General features: G+C 46.6%; 13 protein-coding genes. 4 read left to right on the top strand and 9 right to left on the bottom strand.

What is annotated here, in order from left to right:
* Positions 1-88 precede the first annotated feature (88 nt).
* The 4 genes from pglX (at position 89) to brxL (ending at position 9,374) form a co-directional block, all read left to right on the top strand.
* Positions 89-3,760 (top strand): BREX-1 system adenine-specific DNA-methyltransferase PglX, encoded by a 3,672-nt coding sequence (pglX, locus tag CIK98_RS02105; protein ID WP_094382629.1) that lies wholly within the window; start codon positions 89-91, stop codon positions 3,758-3,760.
* 22 nt (positions 3,761-3,782) lie between these two features.
* Entirely contained in the window at positions 3,783-4,940 is a 1,158-nt protein-coding gene (locus CIK98_RS02100; RefSeq protein WP_094382628.1) for a Fic family protein, read from the top strand.
* A gap of 178 nt (positions 4,941-5,118) precedes the next feature.
* Positions 5,119-7,320, top strand: coding sequence for a PglZ domain-containing protein (locus CIK98_RS02095; RefSeq protein ID WP_094382627.1), 2,202 nt, complete (start codon positions 5,119-5,121; stop codon positions 7,318-7,320).
* A gap of 20 nt (positions 7,321-7,340) precedes the next feature.
* On the top strand, positions 7,341-9,374 hold the full coding sequence (gene brxL, locus CIK98_RS02090) for a protease Lon-related BREX system protein BrxL (RefSeq protein WP_216358946.1): 2,034 nt from the start codon (positions 7,341-7,343) through the stop codon (positions 9,372-9,374).
* An 86-nt stretch (positions 9,375-9,460) separates the two neighbouring features.
* Here brxL and CIK98_RS02085 read toward each other — a convergent pair whose 3' ends face one another.
* Genes CIK98_RS02085 through CIK98_RS02045 form a run of 9 tightly spaced genes read right to left on the bottom strand, consistent with a single transcriptional unit; the run spans position 9,461 to position 23,109 of the window.
* Positions 9,461-10,504, bottom strand: coding sequence for an iron ABC transporter permease (locus CIK98_RS02085; RefSeq protein WP_094382625.1), 1,044 nt, complete (start codon positions 10,502-10,504; stop codon positions 9,461-9,463).
* Positions 10,505-10,531: 27 nt separating this feature from the next.
* Positions 10,532-11,677: an ABC transporter substrate-binding protein gene (locus CIK98_RS02080; RefSeq protein WP_094382624.1), complete on the bottom strand. Its 1,146-nt coding sequence runs from the start codon at positions 11,675-11,677 to the stop codon at positions 10,532-10,534.
* Positions 11,670-13,394, bottom strand: coding sequence for a cobalt-precorrin-5B (C(1))-methyltransferase CbiD (gene cbiD, locus CIK98_RS02075; RefSeq protein WP_094382623.1), 1,725 nt, complete (start codon positions 13,392-13,394; stop codon positions 11,670-11,672). The genes CIK98_RS02080 and cbiD overlap by 8 nt, the downstream gene beginning before the upstream one ends.
* On the bottom strand, positions 13,391-15,181 hold the full coding sequence (cobM, locus tag CIK98_RS02070) for a precorrin-4 C(11)-methyltransferase (protein WP_094382622.1): 1,791 nt from the start codon (positions 15,179-15,181) through the stop codon (positions 13,391-13,393). The genes cbiD and cobM overlap by 4 nt, the downstream gene beginning before the upstream one ends.
* A complete protein-coding gene (cbiE, locus tag CIK98_RS02065) occupies positions 15,166-16,356 on the bottom strand; it encodes a precorrin-6y C5,15-methyltransferase (decarboxylating) subunit CbiE (RefSeq protein ID WP_094382621.1) in 1,191 nt (396 codons plus the stop codon). Before cbiE ends, cobM begins: the two co-directional genes overlap by 16 nt.
* A gap of 29 nt (positions 16,357-16,385) precedes the next feature.
* On the bottom strand, positions 16,386-17,819 hold the full coding sequence (gene cobJ / locus CIK98_RS02060) for a precorrin-3B C(17)-methyltransferase (RefSeq protein ID WP_094382620.1): 1,434 nt from the start codon (positions 17,817-17,819) through the stop codon (positions 16,386-16,388).
* On the bottom strand, positions 17,816-19,873 hold the full coding sequence (locus CIK98_RS02055; RefSeq protein WP_172409779.1) for a TonB-dependent siderophore receptor: 2,058 nt from the start codon (positions 19,871-19,873) through the stop codon (positions 17,816-17,818). Before CIK98_RS02055 ends, cobJ begins: the two co-directional genes overlap by 4 nt.
* A gap of 16 nt (positions 19,874-19,889) precedes the next feature.
* Complete coding sequence (locus tag CIK98_RS02050) at positions 19,890-20,987, bottom strand: sirohydrochlorin cobaltochelatase (protein WP_094382618.1); 1,098 nt, start codon at positions 20,985-20,987, stop codon at positions 19,890-19,892.
* The gene (locus CIK98_RS02045) at positions 20,974-23,109 is read right to left on the bottom strand and encodes a TonB-dependent siderophore receptor (RefSeq protein ID WP_094382617.1); all 2,136 of its coding nucleotides are present in this window, start codon (positions 23,107-23,109) and stop codon (positions 20,974-20,976) included. The genes CIK98_RS02050 and CIK98_RS02045 overlap by 14 nt, the downstream gene beginning before the upstream one ends.
* Positions 23,110-23,138: the final 29 nt, after the last annotated feature.

Here is a 23,138-nt window from a genome sequence, read left to right as displayed (position 1 = left end):
GCTCGCTTACGATTGGTTTTACTATTATTCCGAATATGCAAAACAAAGAAAACCTTCATTACATTAATAAGATATAAACAAATAATATATGAAACTGATAAACCACGTTCTTGACATACGTCGCCTGATACAACAGGCATTTGACAACCGCTTTTCACGGATGGGACTGAGGGCTGACGCGCCTGTGGATGCCTCGGCGCTACAAGAGGAACAGAAGGAGAAGCGGGTGAAGCTGGAGGAGATTATGCAGAGCCACCTCAAGGAGACTGGCGGAAACTATGCTGTGGCTCGTCAGGCCACCATCAACGAGTGTGTATTCACGCTCTTCAACCGCATTGCCGCCATCAAGGTGATGGAGGCGAAGGAACTGTTTCCGGAGATTATCACCCGGCGCAAGGAGAATGCGGGACGATCGTTTGAGCACAACGCATGGCTTGAGGAGCACCCCGAGGAACGTGGGGCGGAGCGCGAGGGACTGAAGCATTTCCTCAACGACCAGTTCGACCGCCTCGGCGAACACATTCCGCTCTACCGCAGCGACTATCCCTACGCCCTGCTGCCCACTGCCGACGAACTGAATGAGATTATCGAGAAGTTCAATGCGGTGGAAGAGGACGCTGACTGTGGCGAGGACGTATGGAAGGGCGACGACATACTTGGTTGGCTCTACGAAAACTTCAACGCCGTGGAGAAGGCGGCACTGAAGCAGAGCGGCGACAAGACAGAGTATGACAAGGTGTCGCTGCAGAGCCAGGTTTATACTCCGGCTTGGGTGGTGAAGTTTCTTGTGGACAACACGCTCGGCAAGGCGTATCTTGAAATGTACCCCGACAGCAGCATCAAAGAGAAATACCAGATTGCCAATGCTCCTGACCATCAGGTGCGCCACCCCAAGGATGTACGTGAGATGCGGGTACTCGACCCTGCCTGTGGTTCGGGCAACTTCCTCATCTATGCCTTCTCGCTGCTCTACGACCTCTACCAAGACCAGATGGACAACTACGGGCGCGACTACAGCCGACGCGACATTCCGAAGATGATAGTGGAATACAACCTCTACGGTATGGACCTCGACGAGCGTGCGGCACAGATAACGCAGATTGCCCTCTTCATCAAGGCTCGCGTGCTGGGCGGACATCGCAGCCACTGGCCAAGCTATACCCATGTGGTGAGCACGCATTTCTCGCTGCCGACATACGACGAGGTGAAAGTATCGTTCGGCTATGACACCTCGTGGCTGCAACGTTATGATGCTGCGGCAAACAAGATATGGAGCGACCTCTCATCGGCGCATAAGTTTGGATCGCTGGTAAGGGTGGAAGAGCAGTTGGACGAACTTGCCCCTGATGACGACAACCACATGCTGTTCTCTGCCGAAGAGATGAATTCGCTGTTCAGTGGACGCAACGAGCTGAAGACCGTCATTCACAACCTCGTGGACGAATGGGGCAAAGCAAACTCCTTCTCTCTCTTAAAGTCGTCGGAGGCAAAGACCTTCCTCGACATCATCAGCCAAAAATACGACGTGGTGGTTGCCAATCCACCTTATACCGACAGTGCCGACTTCGGCAAGGAACTGAAGGCTTTCGTGGAGGCTAACTACAAAAAGCCTTATAAATTCAACTCCAACCTCTATGCCTGCTTTATCAAACGGTGCTGCGAGTTGGCGGGAATGGAGGGAAAGGTGGGAATGATACATCCTCATACGTTTATGTTTATCAAGACCTTTGAGGATGTCCGCAAGTTTATGATTGAAGAGACACATATCAATGTGATGGTTGATTATGGGCTTGACAGAGTCAATCTATTTGGTCCTGGCATTCTGCTTGACGCTACGTTCTATACACTTGATATGAACAGGCAGGAAAAAACAGATGGCATCTATTTCAACATTACTGCCAACCAGCAAGAGAAATACAAAAAAGGCTCGCTCGCTGAAGCATACGACGATTATCTGAATAACCGTCCCAACAACCGTGTCTATACCCTCCCTCAGTCCAAGCTGAAGGGCATCAAGTCATATCCTTTTATCTATTGGATTAGCGATGAGTTTAGGAAGAAGTTTGGAAGTGATGCTTTAGATGATATCATTTTTATTAGACAAGGCGGTGCAACGGGTAATAATGAAAGAACACTTCGTTTTTTTTGGGAAGTAGGAAAAGATAATATTTCGTATATTATTGGGGACAAAAAGGATTATGTCTTCTATCCTAAGGGTGGTCCATTCAATAAATGGTATGGCAATAATTGGATCGTTTTAGCGTATAATAATCCTGACATGTATGAATATCTAAAATGTCACGGAAACCGTCTTCCAAGTGAATCTTTCTATCTACAAGAAGGCGTAACGTATTGTAGCAGTGGAAGTCGGGGATGTTCTTTTAGATATCTTCCTTCAAATCAAGTTATTAGCGGTGCAGGGCCAGGAATATATCCCAGTGATAAGTTTAACAATATCAATTATTATCTTGGTTTTCTAAACTCTAAACTTTCATCCTATCTACTTGAATGTTTAAACCCAACTGTTAATGTTACACAAGGAGATATAAAACGAATACCTTTTGCTATTCCATCCGCTTCAACCGAGATTTACATTGAACATTTAGTTAATAATTGTGTCAACATCAAGAAGCATCTTTGCCAATACTCTATAATAGAGCCACTATATAAGGCTTCTCCCATATCTATTGAAGCAGATGCTCCCACCTGCATCTCCAACTACTACACCTACGAGAACGCTCTCTTGACTCAAATCCTCTTAAACGAGTCTGTCATCAACAAAACCGTGTTTGAGGTGTATGAGTTGAGCGAGCACGACAAGCAGATGGTGTTGGAGAAGGAAGGAGTGCCCGTGGGCGACTTGCCCGTGAGCAGTAGTGCCAAAGCTGCCTATAGGGAATGGCTGACGGGAAACGAGGAGTTCCCCGTCAGCGACGAGGTATTGGCACATCTCGACAACTTGGAAGAGAACGACGAGCAGCCTCGCATCACCGACTTCGAGACACTCTATCAGAACAACAACGAGTGGGAGGAGTTCTGCATCAAGCACAAGATGAACCCCGTGGAGGTGTGGTGGCAATTCAAGAATGCCAACATACTGCCCCCGCAACGCACACAGACCTTGGCATTCGAACTGCTTACGGACGTCATCCGAACCGTGTTGGCAAAAGACGATGACGGAGTAATACCCCTCGGCGACAAGCTCGGCGAGGAACGCCTTGCCATCCGCATTGAGCGTGAGATGATGGAACGGGGCTATTCGCCGGCACAGTTCAACCAAGTGTGCCAACTGTTGGGCTGCCCCTTGGAGAAGTACCTGCAGGAACGCTTCTTCCAGCAACTCAGCGACCATCTGAACCTCTTCATGTATCTGCCCAAGACCCCATTCATCTGGCATCTCTCTACGGGCAGCCACCACGCCATGGAGCTGTACGTGAGCATCTACAAATGGAACCGCGACACGCTCTACCGTGTGCGCTCCATCTATGCCGCCAACCGCGAGACCTCCATCAGCGACCGCCTTAACTCTCTTGACACCTCCACCACCGAGGGCCGCATGGAGGCACAAGAGCTGAAAGCCCAGCTTGCCGAACTGAAGGAGTTCTGCCAGAAGGTGGACGACCTGCTCGCCTCCGGCTACGATCCCAAGCTCGACGACGGTGTGGGCAAGAACATCGCCCCACTACAGAAGCGCAAGATGCTCAGCTACGAGGTGCTCAACGCCGGACAGCTGAAGAAATATCTGAATGCAGATTGGTAAAAATATAATCATTATTTGAATCATGGAACAATATAAAATACCCCACTTACCTCTTGGATATGATTTGGAGACCAAGGAGGTTTTAAAACAAGTCAACCGTTCTAACAAGAAGTTGGCAGAATTGAAAGGTGTGGCAAAAACCATTCCTAATGAAAGAATACTTATTAGTTGCCTAACTTTGCAAGAAGCCAAGGATAGTTCAGCTATAGAGAATATCGTGACAACACAAGATGATCTCTATCAAGCAGGGTTGGACAATCAGTCAATCCTTGTCAGCGCAGCAGCAAAAGAGGTGCTGAGATATAGGGAGGCAATATCTCATGGGTTCAACTTAATAAAAGAGAACAATCTGCTTACAATAAATACAATAAAAGACATACAGCGTGTTCTTGTTAAAAACAACGAGGGGTTCAGAACCGTTCCTGGAACGTCTTTAAAAAGCAGTGTTGACGGACGTATTGTTTATACTCCACCCCAGGATATTGACACGATAAATAGGACTATGAACAATCTGGAACAATTTGTCAATGATGAAAAATTGTGCGACTATGACCCTTTAGTGAAAATGGCAATAATCCATCATCAATTCGAAAGCATCCATCCATTTGGAGACGGGAATGGAAGAACTGGAAGAATTATGAATATCTTATATCTGATACAAACAGATGTATTGGATATGCCCATTCTCTATCTGAGTCGATTCATCACTCATCACAAAGCAGATTATTACAGACTTCTACAAGCTATACGTGATAAGCAAAATGACAATTTTAAGGAATGGGAAGAATGGATTCTGTTTATTCTCAAAGGCATAGAGGAAACAGCGATTTTTACCATTGATATGGTAAAGGGAATATCTAATCTTATGATTTCATTCAAAACAATAATAAGACCTGCATTTGGAAAGAAATATAAGCACGACCTCCTCAATAACCTGTTCTTTCACCCCTATACAAAAATCGAATTCTTGATGAATGACTTATCTGTTTCAAGACCTACAGCATCAAAATATCTGGAAGACCTTACAAATATGGGATTACTTGAAAAAGTTAAGATGGGTAAAGAAAATTATTTCATCAATACAGAATTGGTCAATCTTTTTATGACAAGAGGAGAGTATGGTCAGCAAACTGGAGAAACGATTATCACGCATAAAGAAATTGGCAATTCCTTACTATAAGAAAGACAACATGAAAAGAAATTCGTGATTTCTTGTTATGAAAGAATGAACGTGTAAAGAAAATCGTGATTTTTTGTTATGAAAGAATGGACGTTTAAAGAAAATCGTGATTTTTTGTCATGAGTGACATAACATGAAAAGAAAATCGCAATTCTTTTATATATAAAGAGGACAGAACATGATACAGAAGTGGTTCATTGATGACATACAAAGGGTGCTCGGAGAGCATCGCTACATAGTGGTGACTGATGCACGAGGCGAAGGCTACTACTTGCTCAACTACTTGCCGCAAGAGTATATGCTGATAGCCGTCAAGGACGAATGGGGCGAGATAGAGGCAAAATATCTTGCTGAGTCGAAGTACAGGAATCAGAAGGTGGTATTCTACGCCAAGAAAAAGGCGGAGAAACTCACTTTCCTTCAGGAATATGTGCAGACGGCAGGACTGTTGGCATTGGATGACATGGAGGCGTACATCAGGCAGAAACTTTTTGACGCCACTGGCAAGAACACTACTATAGCACGCGAGAAACTGTTGTTGGCGGGAAAACTGAGCGAGGGGAAAGACCTGAAATGGTGGATTTCGGTGGCAGAGGGCATTACCGAGCCGCTGAACATGAAAGAAAGCTTGTTGCCTTTCTTGTATGCTCCCAATGACAAAAGAAAGGAGATGGACGACACACTATGGAATGTGTTCCGTGACGAGGTATATAATATAATAGGTAAGACTCCAACCGAACAACCTGCAGACGTTTTGGCGCACGAGGTGGTAAATGTCATGTTCCAACGTATAGTTGACAACACGATAGAAGGCTTGCTGCTCGATGTGTATTACCAATGGGCCGACAGCGCGGAAAAAGTTGACGTGCTAAGAAAATGTGTTGAAAGCTATACTTTGAATGTTGACATCGATACACTGGAGGTGCATCCCGACCATCCGTTTGACTTTCTTGACCGCAAGTTGATGAAACAGTTGAGCAATGCCATAAAGTCAGGGCAAGACACAACAGACATTGTCAAGTATATACAAAAACGTTCTGCAAGCCGGAAAGCAAAGGTGTTCAAACCGCAATGGCTCAGTAGTGTGCTGACACTCTGCACCTTTGAGATGAAGGACATGAACGACATTGACGATTACACCAAAATGGCAGAGTTCTACAGACAGAACTTCTCGATGCTTGACACTGCCATGAGGAAGATATACGTAGCTTGGCTGAACGACGAGCCTACCCTACGCCCACTGCAAGAACACTATACCCAACTGAACAAGGAACTGCTGACAAAATGGTATTCCTTGAACGGGAAATACACACCGACACAGGCGGGCATTGTTGCCAATGCTCTCGAAGGCGACAAACGCACGGCAGTTATCGTATGTGACGGGCTGCGCTTGGAAATCGCCGAGTGCGTAGCAAAGGGCTTGACTGACAAGGATATGATGATAAGCAGGAATGTGGCTTTGGCGGTTCTCCCCTCTGTCACAGAGAACGGAATGAGTGCGTTGTTTGGATGTGAGGAACCTACAACAAATACACAGGCAAGGTTTGCCAACCTAAAGAAGGTATGTCCAGACGTGGAGATTCTACCTCTGGGCATGTTTGGCGAAGGCACAACGGCCAAGAAGTTGGTACTCACCTATGGAGATATTGACGAAGTGGGTGAAAAGAAGCAGATGGGCGGCCTTAAGGACATTGACAATTATGAGACAGAACTGCGAGAAAAGACAAAGACGCTCTTCCGTCTTGGCTATGAAAAGGTGGTGCTTACAACCGACCATGGCTTTGTAATAACAGGCATTCTTGACGAGGCAGACAAGGAACCACGACCTAATGGTCAGATATTGAGGATAGAAGAGCGGTTTGTGCTGACAGACAATCCATTACCTTCAACAAAGCTCATTGAAAATGAAGGCAGATACTTTGACAGTAATTATCAGTATTATGCCCGCACCGACAAACCATTTGTCACACGTGGAGCATACGGTTATGCCCATGGAGGCTTTACCCCACAGGAGTGTATCATCCCGGTATATGAACTCACCAAAAAGAACGATGACTTTACGTTTGGCATTGCAATCTCCAACAAGAGTGAACTAAGGAATATCACTGGGAATTACTTCACCGTAAAGTTGAAAGCTGATAGATGTGACGAGAGCCTGTTTACACAGAAAAGGAAAATAAAGGTGATGCTTTTTGCAGGCAACAAATTGGCAGATGGTAATGCGCTACATACCATGAAACCTGGTGATACGTTTAGCCAGGAATATGAATGGAGCGACGGAATAGACAAAGTGGTTATCACTGACAAGGAAACAGCTGCACAGATTGACAGTTGTGAGATAAGAAAATCGTCATCAAGGGATATTGATGACCTGTTCTAAACAAAAAAAGTATTGAAGACATGATAGAACTTGACTTAAAACTTCTTGACCTGTTCAAAGGATATGTAGTGCGCAAGGATGTAGTGCGCAGTGTGAAGGGAGGAGCAAATGTTCCTGTGTTTGTGCTGGAATATCTGCTTGCCAACTCTTGCAGCACGGATGACGAAGAGAAAATACAGGAGGGTATTGAAAGCGTGAAGCGCGTGTTGCATGATCACTATGTCAATCCCGACGAGGCTACACTTGTGCAGGCGAAGATTCGTGAAAGAGGCACATATAAGATTATCGACAAGATTTCCGTGAGACTTGACCCGTCGAAAGACAAGTACTGGGCGGAAATGTCAAATCTTGCCATCCATGATGCCAATATCTCGGAAGAGATTATCAGCCAGCACGAGAAGATGATGCTGGGCGGCATCTGGGCTATCATAGACATTGACTATGACAATACCATAGTAATCGGCAAGAAGATATATCCTTTTGTGGTAAGCAAGGTACGACCGATACAGTTGTCAAACTTTGAGGAAGACAAAGTGGCAAGAGCACGCGCCATGTTCTCAAATGAGGAATGGCTAAACGTGTTGTTACGCAGTGGCGGATACGAACCTGAATCGGAAGGAATGACAGAACGAATGAAAATGTTGCTGCTCTCAAGGTTCATTCCTTTGGTGGAAGCCAACTTCAACATGGCGGAACTGGGTCCACGATCGTCAGGAAAATCATTTGTTTTCAAGGAGCTTTCTCCTTACTCTATGCTCGTCAGTGGCGGACAGGGAACGGCAGCGTCGCTGTTTGTCAACAATGCCAACGGACAGATTGGAGCCGTCGGGAAATGGGACGCGATATGCTTCGACGAGTCAACCGACGAACTGTTCAAAGACCGTGAGGTGGTGCCACTGATGAAGGACTATATGGAGAGTGGCTCTTTCTCAAGAGGCGGCAGGTCGGGCGAAAAGGCAGCCAACGCTTCCATCATCCTGAATGGCAATATCAATCAGCCTGTTGAAACGGTGCTACAGACATCCCATCTGTTCTCACCTTTCTCAGACAAGATTTGCAACGATACCGCTTTTCTGGATCGTATCGGATTTTTCCTGCCTGGATGGGAGGTTATGAAGTTTGCCCCTTCCAACTTCACCAACCACTTTGGTTTCAGTACAGACTTCTTCAGTGAGTTCCTGCATACACAACGCAAAACAACCTATACTGATGCCATAGACAAATACTTTACGCTTGGCGCACAGATGAAACAGCGAGACACGAAACCGGTGCGCAAGACGGTGTCGGGACTTATCAAACTGATGCACCCGGACGGAGCGTTTACCAAGGAAGACGTGCGCAACTATCTTGTATGGGCAATTGAGATGCGCAGAAGGGTGAAAGAGCAACTCAAGAGAATAGGCGGTATGGAGTTTTGGGACACTAACTTTTCATACATTGACAAGGAGACACAGGAGGAATTCTTTGTGGCAGTACCGGAAGAGCGTGGCACAAACCTGATAGAAGATGCACCTCTTGCACCAGGCACATGTTATACAGCGACAAGCAATGGGGATAAGGTGTCGTTAGTGAAAATAGAGGTTATATCCATTCCTGGCAATGGAAAACTAACCATCTCCGGCAGCTCATCGACAGAAGCAAAGGAAGACATAAGGAATACCTATAACTATATACGTGCAAACGAAAAGACTATATTGTCGCAGCATCATTCACTTGCGAATATAGATATTACGGTACAGATAACCACAATGCTTGGCATTGGAGTGCATAAAGGCATTGGTGGGGCTACATTCGCAGCTATTGTGTCGTCGGTATTCGGAAGAAACCTGAAAACTGCCCTTGGTGTAATTGGGAATATCAGCATAGGCGGCGCAATAGAACGCGCCATGAACTTCAACGACAGAGTCTCAATGTTGTCAGAGAACGGTGCGAAGAACGTATTGGTGCCTATGGACAATCTCTCGGAAATGGCCACTTTGCCACCATCCATCCTCGGCAAGACGGATATTCCTTTCTATGCGAATACGCAGATGCTGATTCAAAAGATGATTTAGTTTTGTCAGACGCTTACGAATTATGATTTTTTTAGAGTTACGTTTGAAAACAGCGAGCTTGGACGTATGAAACGGCTTCTCCCTATTTATTTTCGTTTCAGGAGTACAGCGGCAATTATTGGTGCACCTACCAACGCTGTGACACTGTTAACGGGCAAGGCCCCCTCGAAACCAGGAAGACGTGATAAAATGCAACAGAGAAGGGTGAGCGATATACCGCTTATTAATGTTGCCGGCATAAGCCAACGATGGTCGGAGGTGCGGAAAACAGCACGGGCAAGATGTGGAACAGCAAGCCCCACAAACATTATAGGACCGCAATATGCCGTTACAACTGCGGCAAGCAATCCTGACGAGAGAATCACCATTATGCGCGAACGCCTGATGTTCAATCCGAGATTTCGGGCATAATTATCTCCTAACATCAATATATTCATAGTTTTTATCAGCAACATTCCCATTGGAAGGATGATGGACATCAATAAGGAGAAGACTACGAGTTGGGTACCAGAGGTACGGGTGAAACATCCTAATCCCCATACAACGTATGCCTTGACATCTTCTTCGGCACTGAAGAATTTTAGCACTCCTATTATCGCCGTAGCAAGATATCCCGTCATCACACCTATGAGAAGAAGAGTGACATTGCCACGTACATACTGAGCCACAAAGACTATCAATGCCAAGATGGATAGAGCACCAACAATGGCAGCAACCGTAATCGCCACATCTCCCACATATCCCAAACGGCTGAGTGCCACACCTCCAAGCGATGACGAGAGCAATACGACAAATGCCACACCGAGCGATGCCCCGTTGCTGACACCCAAGACTGATGGTCCGGCAAGAGGATTGCGGAATACCGTCTGCATCTGCAATCCACTCACCGACAGACCTGCTCCTGCCAACAAAGCGGTTATGGTCTGCGGCATGCGCGAGTTCCATATTATATTGCTCCATATTGTCATCTCGTCTTCTGTATATCCTTCAATGGGCAAATCGAGCACTATCCCCACAATGGCATCAAGAGGAATGGACACAGTACCTATGAACAGATTTGCCACAAAGAGCACGGCGGACAAGACGACGAGCGAGAGCATCGTCAGAAAACTTAACCCTGGCTTTAACATATATCTTTCTTATCTTCTCTTTTCTCCTTACAATATTTTATAGAATGTGGGGGTATATCCCTTTGGCATGACCTCCGGATGGAAGATAGCAATAAAATCCGCCAACACCTTGTCGGGCATCACGGGAGATATTTCATAATACGGTGTGGTTTTCATATTGCAGTATATCACCTTCCTGTCCCTGAAAGCCTTGAACAAGACATTGCGAGACTCTGACTTCTGCAATGCCTCGTAGGAGAACTCACCTGGATAACTGTTGAGTATGCGCCAATAGTCTGCTTTGGCAGCCTTGGCATACATTGTCTCAAAGTCGATGGGTAGACCTCCTGTGTTATCATCGTCGATGACATAGTCGGCACCGGCGTCACGGAATACCTGCGCAAGATAGTTCTTTCCTCCCACAGCATGCCAGTTGCCACCATGCATCTCACCACTGAATATGGAAGGACGCTCACCGCCAACAGCCTCAACCTTAGTTTTCAGTGAATTATATCTGTCGGCAATATCGCTGAATATCTTGTTAGCCTCCTTTTCCTTGCCTATGAACATTGCTACAAACTTTATCCACTCAGCCTGTCCAAGAGGGTCAAGTTCCTTATAACCAAGATGCGGCACGAGAGTAACTCCCGTCTCCTTGATGGCATCATATCCTCCACGCTTGAACGGTGATATGAAGATTATATCGGGTGCAGCCGCCATTACCAGTTCCGGGTCAAAGTTGCCTTCCATGCCAATCTTCACTATTTCTCCCTTTTTCACTCGCTGCAAAATGTCTTTGTCAAACAGATTTTTCGTGCCTGTGATTCCTTTTACCACATCATGAGCATTCAGGATGGTGAAGTTGGAGAGCTGAAGCATGGTCATGAGGATAGTGCGCTTGACTGGCACATCAATCCTTGTATATCCATCGGGAATATCTGCCGCATCAATTTCTGTGTTCACTAATGCAAAGCGATATGTCATACCCTTTGATTTCTGCGGGTCTTTGACATCGACAAGACGGATTCCGTTGTCAAGCATCCTCACCGTAAAGCCTTTGGCATATTGTGGTTTCACCTCAACGATGGAGTCAGCAGCACTCTTGTTCAACTCTTTCCTGCTTCCCTTGCCCGTACATGATGCGGCAATTAGTATTACTGCCATCATCACAATGAAATTCAATATTTTATTCATCTTTCAAAATAATTATTTCAAGTTGTTCTTTTGTCATTATATGGTTGCATGCCTTATGGCAATAATCTGTCAATACTTCCACAAATCTCCCGATATTGTCTTGAGGAATGATGTCCCATAGTTCCCGTGCCAAAGTGATGTTACGGGCCTTTGCCAAAACCGTTTTGTCACATCCCGACTCTTCGAGCATCGAGACGATAAAGTCACGGTCCATCGTGCTGCGGCGACTATGTGTATCGAGATGTCCAGCGGCAAGTTTCACTGCCTTACCTATCATCATGACAAGGTGGACATGAGGAATAGACAGTTCCCTTGCAATGGTGATGGTGGCTCCAATGTAGTTGCCATATTCCACAAAGCACTGCGGCGGAAGGGTGGAAAAACGCGAGCGAACCATACGCTCACTCTTTGCACCACTGTTGATTACAACCTCCCCACATCCCGAAGCGGCAGCCACCGTCATGCATTTTCTTATGCTCTCTACAAAAGCATCCTCAGAGAATGGCTTTATTATGCCCGACACACCCACTATGGATATTCCACCCTTTATTCCAAGACGGGGATTGAATGTCCTTTGTGCCAGTCGTTCTCCGTCAACAACGGATATTGTCACCTTGACGTGGACATTACCAAGATTACGATGAATCATCTCGCGAGGCACACGATTGATAGCCGCCTCGCCTGGGGGATAGTCGAAACCGGGAAGAGTAAACCGCCCTACTCCATCGCCACCGACAATGACAAGCGAACCTTCATTTGGCTCCACCCACGCCCTTATCTCAGCCCCATTGGTCACATCCGGGTCATCTCCGCTTTCTTTTATTACATAGGAATAACCATCGCCATAATATACATCCACCATGATAGTCTCACCATTAGGAAGCACGACAGGTACTGAGGGCGGTTGCTGTCCGCTAAGGGATGAGTAGGCAGCGATTGTCGCTGCAGTGGCACACGTTCCTGTTGTCAGTCCACTTTTGAGTGGATAATATTCGGGCAGTAAACGCTCGATAATTCTGCGCAGACCATGTTCGCCATCAACGATATGAAACCCTTTGGGAGTCACAGGACGCCTTATGGCAATTATTCTCATGCCATTCTTCCTTGCCTCATCAACTTTTTCCTGATAGCCGCCGGAAAGACCACTTTCTTTCAGAATCAGTGTTCCCTTTCCTATTGTATGAATGGAATCCTCACCATAGAAAACAATACGGTCGTCGGTAATGCCTTCTGCATGAGCCTTGCTTATGCTTGACTGTCGCTTTAATATATGATAATACACATCGCACCCTTTTTCCTCTAATGTTTTGAGGTGAGATATGCTTTGTACTCCTGTTGTGGCAATCACAGTTTCACCGGGCTTTACTTTATCCACCACTTCTTCGTATGAGTCACACCATGTGATATCCAAGTCTCTCGGAGGAAAAATTCTCTCAAAGCGAATTGCCGGTAAATTAAGACATTCAGCCACATCAGCCACCGTATGATGAAGATGTGAAGCAAAAGGATGGGCGGCATCCACCAACAACCTTATGTCATTATCGTTGCAGAAGTCTATCATCTTCTCTCGTGTCATGGCTCCGCAGACAGATATGCCATGACACAGCTCCACCTGCTGCTCCCCGGTTTTGGTCGAGTAGTAGAATGGCTTCCCGGCTTCTTCAATTTCCTTAATCGCCTTCCTGCCCTCTGTAGTTCCTCCGAATATTAGTATCATTCTTCGCCTTTTCTGAAAAGATGAGTGAAATGCCTGTCATACAATTTTGATACATTCCTCATACTTGATTCCCCATTTCTCATTTCCGAGTTCCCTCTCACCGCTTCTCCAACAACAATCATTGTGGTAAGTGTGAGATGATTCTCTCTGACAATGTTTGCGAGAGACGACAGTTTCCCGCGCCATATCTTCTGGTCTTTCCATGTGAGATGATAGCATACTGCCACTGGGGTGTCTTCTGGATATTCCTGCAACAACTGATCTTGCACATCGTCAACGATAGAGGCACTGAGGAAAATACACATCGTACTGCGGCTGCGGGCAAGCATGTGCAATTTCTCACGCTCAGGCATTGGGGTGCGTCCCTCGCCACGGGTGAGAATGATGGTTTGGCAACGTCCGGGGATAGTAAACTGCGACCTTAACTCGGCGGCTGCGGCAAGGAATGACGAGATACCTGGAGTGATATGATAACTGATGTCATGAGATTCGAAAAAGTCTATCTGCTCCTGTATGGCACCATAGATACAAGGGTCGCCAGTATGCAATCTCACGACGAGCAGGCCACGGTCGGTGAACGTCTTCATCAAGTTGCATTGCTCTTCCAACGCCATCGATGCACTGTTGCGCACTGTTGCGCCCTGTTTGGCACATTCTGTCAACTGACGGGGTACAAGACTGCCTGCATATAATATCAGGTCTGCCCTTTCAAGATACTTCCTGCCTCGAATGGACACGAGTTCGGGATCTCCGGGACCGGCTCCCACTATCTCTACATGTCCTTTAGAGCGGTCGAAGGCTGAATCCAATGCCACGGCAAGTGTCCACTGTGTGCCTTTGTGCTTTTCCAACAACAGTTGATTGTTGTCGGCACTCAGCATGGCGGCCGCCTCGCTCACACTGGACGTCCCGACATGCTTCTCCACAGTAACACTCGGGTTGGGAACAATAATCTCACTAAGTTCTCCCGATGAATAGAATTTCACTTCATATCCGCACCTCATCAGTTCGCCCACCACTTTCTCGCCTTTCTTCACGTCGATAGTGGCAATGCTTTTTATTGCCTTCATATTAATCCCTTTGTCGTTAAGGCAGTGTCGTATTTCGTCAATACATTCCATGTCGGCATCGTGCGCCAAACCGATTCCCACATATAGGCATTTCGGAATATAATGTAGAGTGGCTTTTATACCTTTGACAAAAACCGATTTATATCCCACTACGACAAGCAGGTCAAAGAGATTACTGTCAATGCAATCCTCCCGATAGAACACAGTAACATGCTCAGGCAGATTGGCTTCGAGCCATCTTGTTCCCTCGTCATTCACCTGTAGCAACAAAGCGGTGGGACGGCGATTTACAAACATGGCTATTTCAGCATTGATATCCTCGCGTTCCAATTCCCATCCAAATCTCTTCCCTAATAAGTCAAGTTGCCACAGGCCATCAATATCGCTCCTCGTGGTAATAACAGGCATTGCCCCCACTGCTCTTGCGACATCAGCGGCGAGTTGGTTCGCTCCACCTACATGTCCCGACACCACAGCTATGACATTCTTCCCTGCCGTGTCCATGCACACCACAGCTGGGTCGGAATGTTTGTCTTTTAATAACGGTGCTATTGTCCTGACACAAATGCCCATAGCCGATATGAACACGAAAGCGTCATAGTCGTACCATTGGGCGGCTACCTGTCCAAGCGGAATGATGTCGGCATGGAGTTCTCTTGACACTATTGTCGCCAACGCTTGTCCATCGTCTGATATTGTCACTATTGCTTTACGCATTTTAGTATATCTATTTTATTATAATCATTAAGTTGAATGCTGTTGCACGACACGAGCGACAGCCCGAACATTTGGCAGGCTCCTATGAATAGCGTTCTACTCTTTTCACTCACACTGTTCATCACCACAGTTCCTCCTTTGGGGAGCAACTGTGCCACCCTTGCCACCATCTGCACTATCTTTCCTCCATGACCACCTATAAAGACACTTGTAGGTTGAGGTAAAGTTGTAACGTCTTGCTGCATAAAGTCACCGATTACCGCCGTTATGCCCGGAGTGCGGAACCTGCGGGTGTTCTCCTCCATCAATTTCCGTCCTTCCTCGCGTATCTCGAATGCCACCACATCTATGGAAGGGTACATGCGCTTTGCCTCGATGGAAATACTGCCCGTGCAGAAACCGATATCCCATAGCACACTGCCGCATTTAAGACCCAAGGCTTGGATAGAGAGCAGACGTATAGGCATCTTCGTTATCATTTTGGGTCTGCCATCGAGAATGGCGAAAGCATTGTCGGGCAGACCCATTTGAAATGAGGAATTATTATTTTTCGTAATTATCAGGCAGTTGGGGAATGAGAAGTCAGTAGTAGCAGCGTCTTCGATCGAATACCGCGCAACGCGCTCCGCGTCGGTGTTTCCAAGATGCTCACCTACGTACATCTCATATTCCACATATCCATAGTGCAACATCCTTTCGGCTATTGCAGATGGAGTGTGTTGGCGGTCGGTGAGTATGCCTATCTTGTCACGTCCTTCAATAAGAGCGGCATCAAAGGCATTCCACGGGCGACCGGTGAGCGATACAATTGTCATGTCATGATATGACATCACAATACGATGGGCAAGTGTTTGCAACGAATTGAACGTAGGATATACCTTGATATCCACATCAGGAAACTCCCTCTGTAAGGTTGTGGCAAAACCAAAGAACAATGGGTCACCCGAAGCAAAAATGATTATCTTGTCATCCACATCACGATACTCTCGATATACATCGGAAAGGGGCACCGTGATATCTATCCACTGCGCTCCGTCGGGCAATAAATCGCCCACTATCTCATGATGACGCAAGCCACCCGAGAACACCTTCCCGCCATCTATCACCCTCTTCACTTCGTCAGTAAAGGCAGGCTGCGGACTATCGTTAATTCCTATTACCAAAAAACTAAGCATCAATCCCTAAATCCTTATACTTTATTTATTCAAAAGTCTCTCCCTGGCTTTATCTGTTCCGCATCATCGAGGGTCATTATGGCATTGCATAGCGTTGCGGCAATATTACTGCCACCCTTACGCCCTTCGACAATTATCTTTGGGACATCAGAGAAACTCTTTACAGCATATTTCGACTCCTTGACATGCACGAAACCCACGGGAGCGGCAATTACACCAACTGGATGTGCCTTGCCATGGCGCATCAGTTCGCAAAGCTCCAATAATGCCGTTGGCGCATTGCCAAAGACAAAGAGAGCGTCTGGATGCTCCTCTACACCAAGCCTTATACCGGCTTGGGTTCGTGTTATTCCATATTTCTCTGACATTTCCGCCACCCGAGGATCATGCAGATAACATTTGGCCTCAATACCAAGGCGTGAGAGAGCAGCCTTGCGTATTCCGCTCACCACCATAGTTACATCAGTGACGATAGTTTTCAGTTTGCCTTTAGTTATATTCTTGAATATCCTTTCAGGCGCTTCATCATCGATATGCAGTATATCCTCCATGTCGAAGTCGGCTGTGGTGTGAATGGCATGAAGCATAAGCCATCTCTTGTCGGTGGGTATGTCAGGATTCTTCATCTCCGAGAGAATTGTGCGGAAACTCTGGGTCATAATAGCAGCACCGGTCCCGCCTAAACTCTCGTCATGATGATTATCATTCGCATAGTAGCCACGGGGTGTTATCATCACCCTTTTGTTTGTCCTGTCAATGCACTGTGGAGCCGTAGTCTGGCTATTCCCTATAATAATCACTGTCAACATATCGATATCCTTGGTATCGAGGGCGGCAAGTGTGGTTATTTTTACAGTCTCTCCGTCGCGTCCAGCCTGTCGCACATATCCCACAGGAGTGTCGGGGTGATGTCCCTCGTTTAGGAATATCTCGCGCAGTCTGTCCAACTGCCAATAACGCTCGTTCGACCGTGGGTTATATACGGCAGTGACGAAGTCCGCTTCCGCCGCCGCCTTTATTCGCCGCTCTATGAGTGCCCATGGAGTCATGAGGTCTGAGAGTGACAATACGCAGAAGTCATGACTGATGGGCGCTCCTAATAACGAAGCGGCTTTTTGGAATGCTGATATTCCGGGATGCACGATGATGTCAATATCCGACCCTCGTTGATATTTCATCTCATATATCAGCGATGCCATACCGTAGATTCCTGCATCTCCCGAAGATATAACGACCACCTGATGCCCCTGTTCAGCCATTTCGAAAGCCTTCTCAGCCCTCTCGCGCTCTTTTTTCATACCTGTGTCGATACATTTTGTGTGCGAGGATATGAAATAGCTGATAAACTGGAAATAGTATTTATAGCCTATGACGATGTCAGCAGTACGGAGTGTTTCCCTTACTGCTGCCGTCATATCTTCGATACTGCCGGGACCTATCCCGACAACTATTATTGATTTCATATCTTAATCTTTAATCCGGCAACCAACATTCTACCGGGAGAATACAATGCGTATGATGTCTTCGAACTGTCGATACGATTATCTACCTTATTAAATATATTGTCTATTCCGAGCTTTGGTTCTATTACTATCCTGCGGTTGACGTTGAACACATGGGAGGTGTTGAAATTCCACACACCATATCCCGGTGCATCGTTGTATGCAGAGTAATATGTCTTTGATTGCATACGACAGTTGAAGTCTGCCACAAGTCTGTATTTGCCCCAAGCGTGGGAATAGGCCACCGACATGGTAAGCGTGTTCTTGATGCTACGGTCGAGAAGTGACCATTCCTCGCCGGTCTTCGATTTTGCATACGTATATGCATAGTTGACATTGAGATTAAGACCGTCAATGGGGTTGGCATTAACATTCACTTGCACTCCCTTCACCTCTCCCTTGTCGCTGTTGACATAGTTGGCGTATGTGGACATAGACTGAGCCTGGGCATCGGTCATTTCGGGAAACTCGTCCATGAGCATCTTCCTTGATTCATCATCGAGCTGTATGTTGTCCTTGACTATCATGTCGTTGATGAAGTTCATGTAACCCATAACCGAAACAGCAAAGCGGTCGGCGCGGTATTCTGCACTGAGCGACACGTAGTGGCTCTTCTCGGGATTGAGGTCTTTGTTGCCGAACGACACTTGCGCCTTACCCCTGTTCACGGAGAAATAGCGATAGTAAAGTTCGTCCATTCCCGGGGCACGGAATCCATTACTGTATGTTGCCCGGACATTAATGTTTCCGACGGAATACATCATTGCCACCTTGGGCGTAAGATGACTGCCGAACTCACGATGATAGGTGTATCTCAAGCCAAGCATGGCTTTCATTCCTTGCGCAAGAAGCATCTCGTGCTGAGCATATCCCGCAAGGGTATATACGCTTGCGTCGATATTACCCGTTGAGGTGACAAGATTATCCTGACGCCAGTCGGCACCAAAGATTGTTGTGGATTTTTCTGTTAATCCTAACACAGCCTTCAGTTCTCCTTCCATCATGCGCTGTTTCTTCGACTGAATATAGTCGCCCACTTTGTATGTGGATGTCTCCACGTCATATTCCTTACCATAGCGGTAGCGGTCAACGGTAAAATCTGCCTGTAATGAGTTGCGATTTGTAAACTTGTATATACCGCCGAGATTCCAGCGCAAAGACTTGTAGCGCATCTCATAGTCAAGACCTCCACTGAGATCCGGATTGGTGTTAGGACGATCGGTTATCTTTCTGCCGTATTCAAGTCCCGCATTCAGAGCAAGTTTCCTGATGGGTTGCCACGTGAACTTCTGTCCGAATATATTGCTACGATAGCCCGTGAACAACGGTGAGATGGATCGTTGCGTCTCGCCTTCCTCACCGCTTACATATTCGTAGTCGTTCACCCGGTAGCTGTCGGCACGGTCATGACTGAACGAGGTGTATGAACCGAAGCCGTTGGAGAAGATGTCAAGGTTTACACTCTCCGTCAACTGGCCCTCTCCACTAACCCTTGTGTCTGAAGTGACGCTTACAAGTTCACTCGTGGGTTGTTCGGTGATGATGTTGATTACTCCGGCGATAGCATCGCTACCATAGAGCGAACTGGCAGCTCCGTCGAGCACCTCTATTCGTTTCACTCTCGACATGTTGATGCGCTGCAGGTCGGCATTGTTGGATATCTCACCGCTCAGTTTTCTTCCGTTGATGAGCACAAGTATATACTTGCCACCCAAACCGTTGAGCCTCAATTGCGAACCCATCGAGTTTGGAGCCATTGAAATCTGAGGCATTGTGCGTGTAAGGGCATCAGCAAAGGTCGATATACCCAGTTCGCTTATTTCCTTTGCCGTGATTACGTGTACGGGAGTCACTGCATTTCCCAAACGCTGATGATGCCCCGATCCCGTCACTACGACGGGATTGAGGCTCATTGTCTTATAAACATTTGTCGTGTCGCCCTTTTTATGTATCTGTGCCTGTGCAGTCAACGGCATGGCGAGGGCGATTATCCAAATAAAACTTTTCCTTTTCAATTTTTCAATCTTTACATCATTCCGGATTCTTCGAGTGATAGTAATCCACAGTCTCGGCATTTCTTGTATGTGCCTTATAGAGCGCACGCACATTGGCAAACTCAAGTAGGCCCTTCACTGTTCCGTTGGTGTCGGTATAGCTGTTGGCATCTATTGTGTAGCCCATGTGTTGGAAATAATTCTTCCAACTTGTGTCTTCCACCTCACCCTCGTCGTTATACTCATATCCGTTGTTCCAAGCATCATCATCGCCTGCCATGTCATTGTGGGCATGGTCACCGGCAATTGACATCAAAGGGGCACAATAGACATTGCCCGAAGTGAGGCCATTAGCCTGCATACGCTCATATACGTGGGTCTTGAAATTCTCCTTCATATCTACTGTTCCAACATAATAGTTGGGATTGATAACCTGTAAGGCTTCCTCCAATTGGGTATAGCGCACATTTGCCTTGTAGGTGTCGTAGGTATCGGGATTTCCATGTCCCATCAGCAGCATAGCTCCCTTTTGGGCATAGCTGGAGAAGTTGGTATCAATCACCTTTGCCAGGGCGTTCACGTCGGCAGGATATTCAGCCAACAAGGGATAGCCGAGCTTGAGGGTCATATTGGCAAGATAGTCGTCGTCGAGGTCGCCGTTGGAATTATTGGCGAAGTCCTTCATGGCATTGATAACGCGAGTGTATTCCTCGCCAGGTATCACCTGCATCGACTGAACGACAATCTCGTCATACTTTACACGTCCGAAGGCTTCGAGCCAGTATTTTGGTTCATAAAAAGAACGTGCCTCGGTGTTTTCGGCTGCCATGGCACGGTTGATACAGATGGCAGACGAGAAAGAGAGATACACGTCGTAGCCAGGGAATTCCTTCTTGTATTCGCTAACGGTGAGATCGAAGGCATCATAGGCCTGTTGCCATGTGGAACCAAAAGCAACGAGCAGGATTGCCTTGGTGTTCTGCTTCTGTGCCTTAACAGTGGCATCCACTTCTTGCTGATAACGCTCTGTGTTTGAAATACTATCACTGTTGTCGTCATCGTCACTACATGCCGTAAATGATATGCTCATCATTGCGGCTGCAATCAACATTGCAAAAAACTTAATCTTCTTCATTGTCTTTATATTTTTTATTTTTATTAATAATGTTGTTTATCTTCTTTCCCTGTGAAAATCTTATTGTAAGCGAGGCAAACAGTGTAGTGCCTGATGTATTGGTGCCAAGATGAAGTCCGTGGGGAGTACGGTCAACATAGTTAAAGATGTTATCTATGCCAGCCTCTATCCTATATGCCATTCCATGCGACTTCCCAATATCGTGTGTCGTAGTCAGTCGCCATATCTGATAGCCCTTACCGTCTCCATTGGTTTGATAGTATCTTTTTGTCGAGAATTTGCCATATAGTCCAATACCGAGATTGTATGACGGTGATATATTGTGATTCCATGTGGCAAAGATGTTACCCTTATGGTGTGCCATACCGTCAATTACCACATTAATCATCTTGTCGTGGGTGGTGTCGAAGATGTTGGCATCGGTGTCAAGATAACTGTATCCTGTTCCCAACGACAGGTTGTCGGTGGTGTATCTCAATGTCACGTCAGCTCCAAAGGTCTTCGCATTGTCCATATTCATATATCTACGCACCTTACTCAACATCTCTCCATACTGCTCGCGATATACATCGGGAGCTTCCGAATTAGGGATGGTTACGAGAGTTATCATGTCGCCCAACTTGTTATAATACCCCGTTGCGGAGATATTGAAATGACCTATGGTATATTCTGCATTGAGCGAGTAATAGTTGGATGTCTGAGGTTTGAGGTCGGGATTGCCGAGAAAGAGAATCATGCCGTTCATATCGCGGGCATATTGGTAGTTGAGCTCCTTCAATGTAGGTGTCTTAAAACCTTGACTCCATGATGCCCTTATACGTAGGTCTCTCACCTTAAGCATTGCCGAGAGTTTTGGGGTCAGTCGCCAACCGAAATTCTCATTGCGATTGAGGCGCAATCCTGCCGTTATGTGCAACAACTTTATCAGCTGCAGCTCGTCCTGCAAGTATATGGCCTCGGTATTGTCGCTTGCCGTCTGTCCCTTAATGCTTGCCGGCGCTTCGAGATAATCGTATCTCGCCTCGAGTCCCGCACTGAGCTTATTCGTAGTGGTAAGTGCAAATATTCCCTTCACATTCAGCATTGTGCGCTCCTGGTTGCTCATCAGCAGTTTCTGACCTGCAAAATATGGATAGTCGAGAATGAAATTGCCCTTTTCGTCAAATCCTTCTGCAAGGGTTGTGGAAGTAAAGGCATGATAATAGGCGTGCTTGTTCCAACTGATGTCTGCAGTCACGAGGTCGCCCCTGACCGTAGTCCACTTCATTCCTGCCGTTGCTGACGCGTTTTTGTATTTCAGGTCGTAGTTATACACGTCATACTTTGGATATTTGCCGCTCTCGCGGTATATACCTTTCTGATACCACGAACCTTCGGCATACAATTCCATCGCCTTAGTGGGATTCCAGGCAAGTCGCTCGGCTATCTGCCAGTTGGTAAACTCGTTGGCTGTCTTACTCTTGGAGTCGGTGATGGGTGCTGCCGATGATGGTGTATATTCAGTGGCTGTGTTCTGCCAGCCATCGTTGTGCTGCAATTGGAAATTGGTGTATGAACTTATCTTTCCCCATCTCAAAGCCACACCGTTATGCTGCCTCACGTCGTTATGTGTGCCATATTGAGTCTTGTTCTCTACCATCAGTCCTTCGTCGTGCTTTCGCGTTATGATGTTTATCACTCCAGCAATGGCGTCACTACCATAGAGTGCCGACGAGGCTCCCTTTACAATCTCTATTCGTTCGATATTGTTCGGGTCTATGAGTCCGAGATCGTTCTGACCTCCCACATCTCCATGTATTCTTTTCCCGTCGATGAGAATAAGGATATACGAATTGCCCAATCCGTTCATCTGCATTTGCGAACCCATGTCGCCCTGCTCGAAGTCAAACGACGACGACAGTTGCGACAGGATATCCTCAATGGAACGTCCTGCGAAATTCTTCAATGCCTGACGGCTGATAACCTCCGTCTGTACGGGCGCATCTTTCAGTAGGTGCTGTGTACCAGTACCTGTCACCACTACCTCCTGCAATTTCTCCTTGCTCTCGATAGCATGTTGCGCCAAAGCAAGCGGGCACGAACCGGCAAGAGCCAGTAAGCCCACAACAACTCTGTTATTCATACCAATAAAATAAAAATAATGTTGATTTC

Source organism: Prevotella sp. P2-180 (assembly GCF_002251435.1).
Lineage (GTDB): Bacteria > Bacteroidota > Bacteroidia > Bacteroidales > Bacteroidaceae > Prevotella.
Note: the sequence above shows the minus strand (reverse complement) of the source record. Positions and strands in the feature narration are given on the sequence as shown.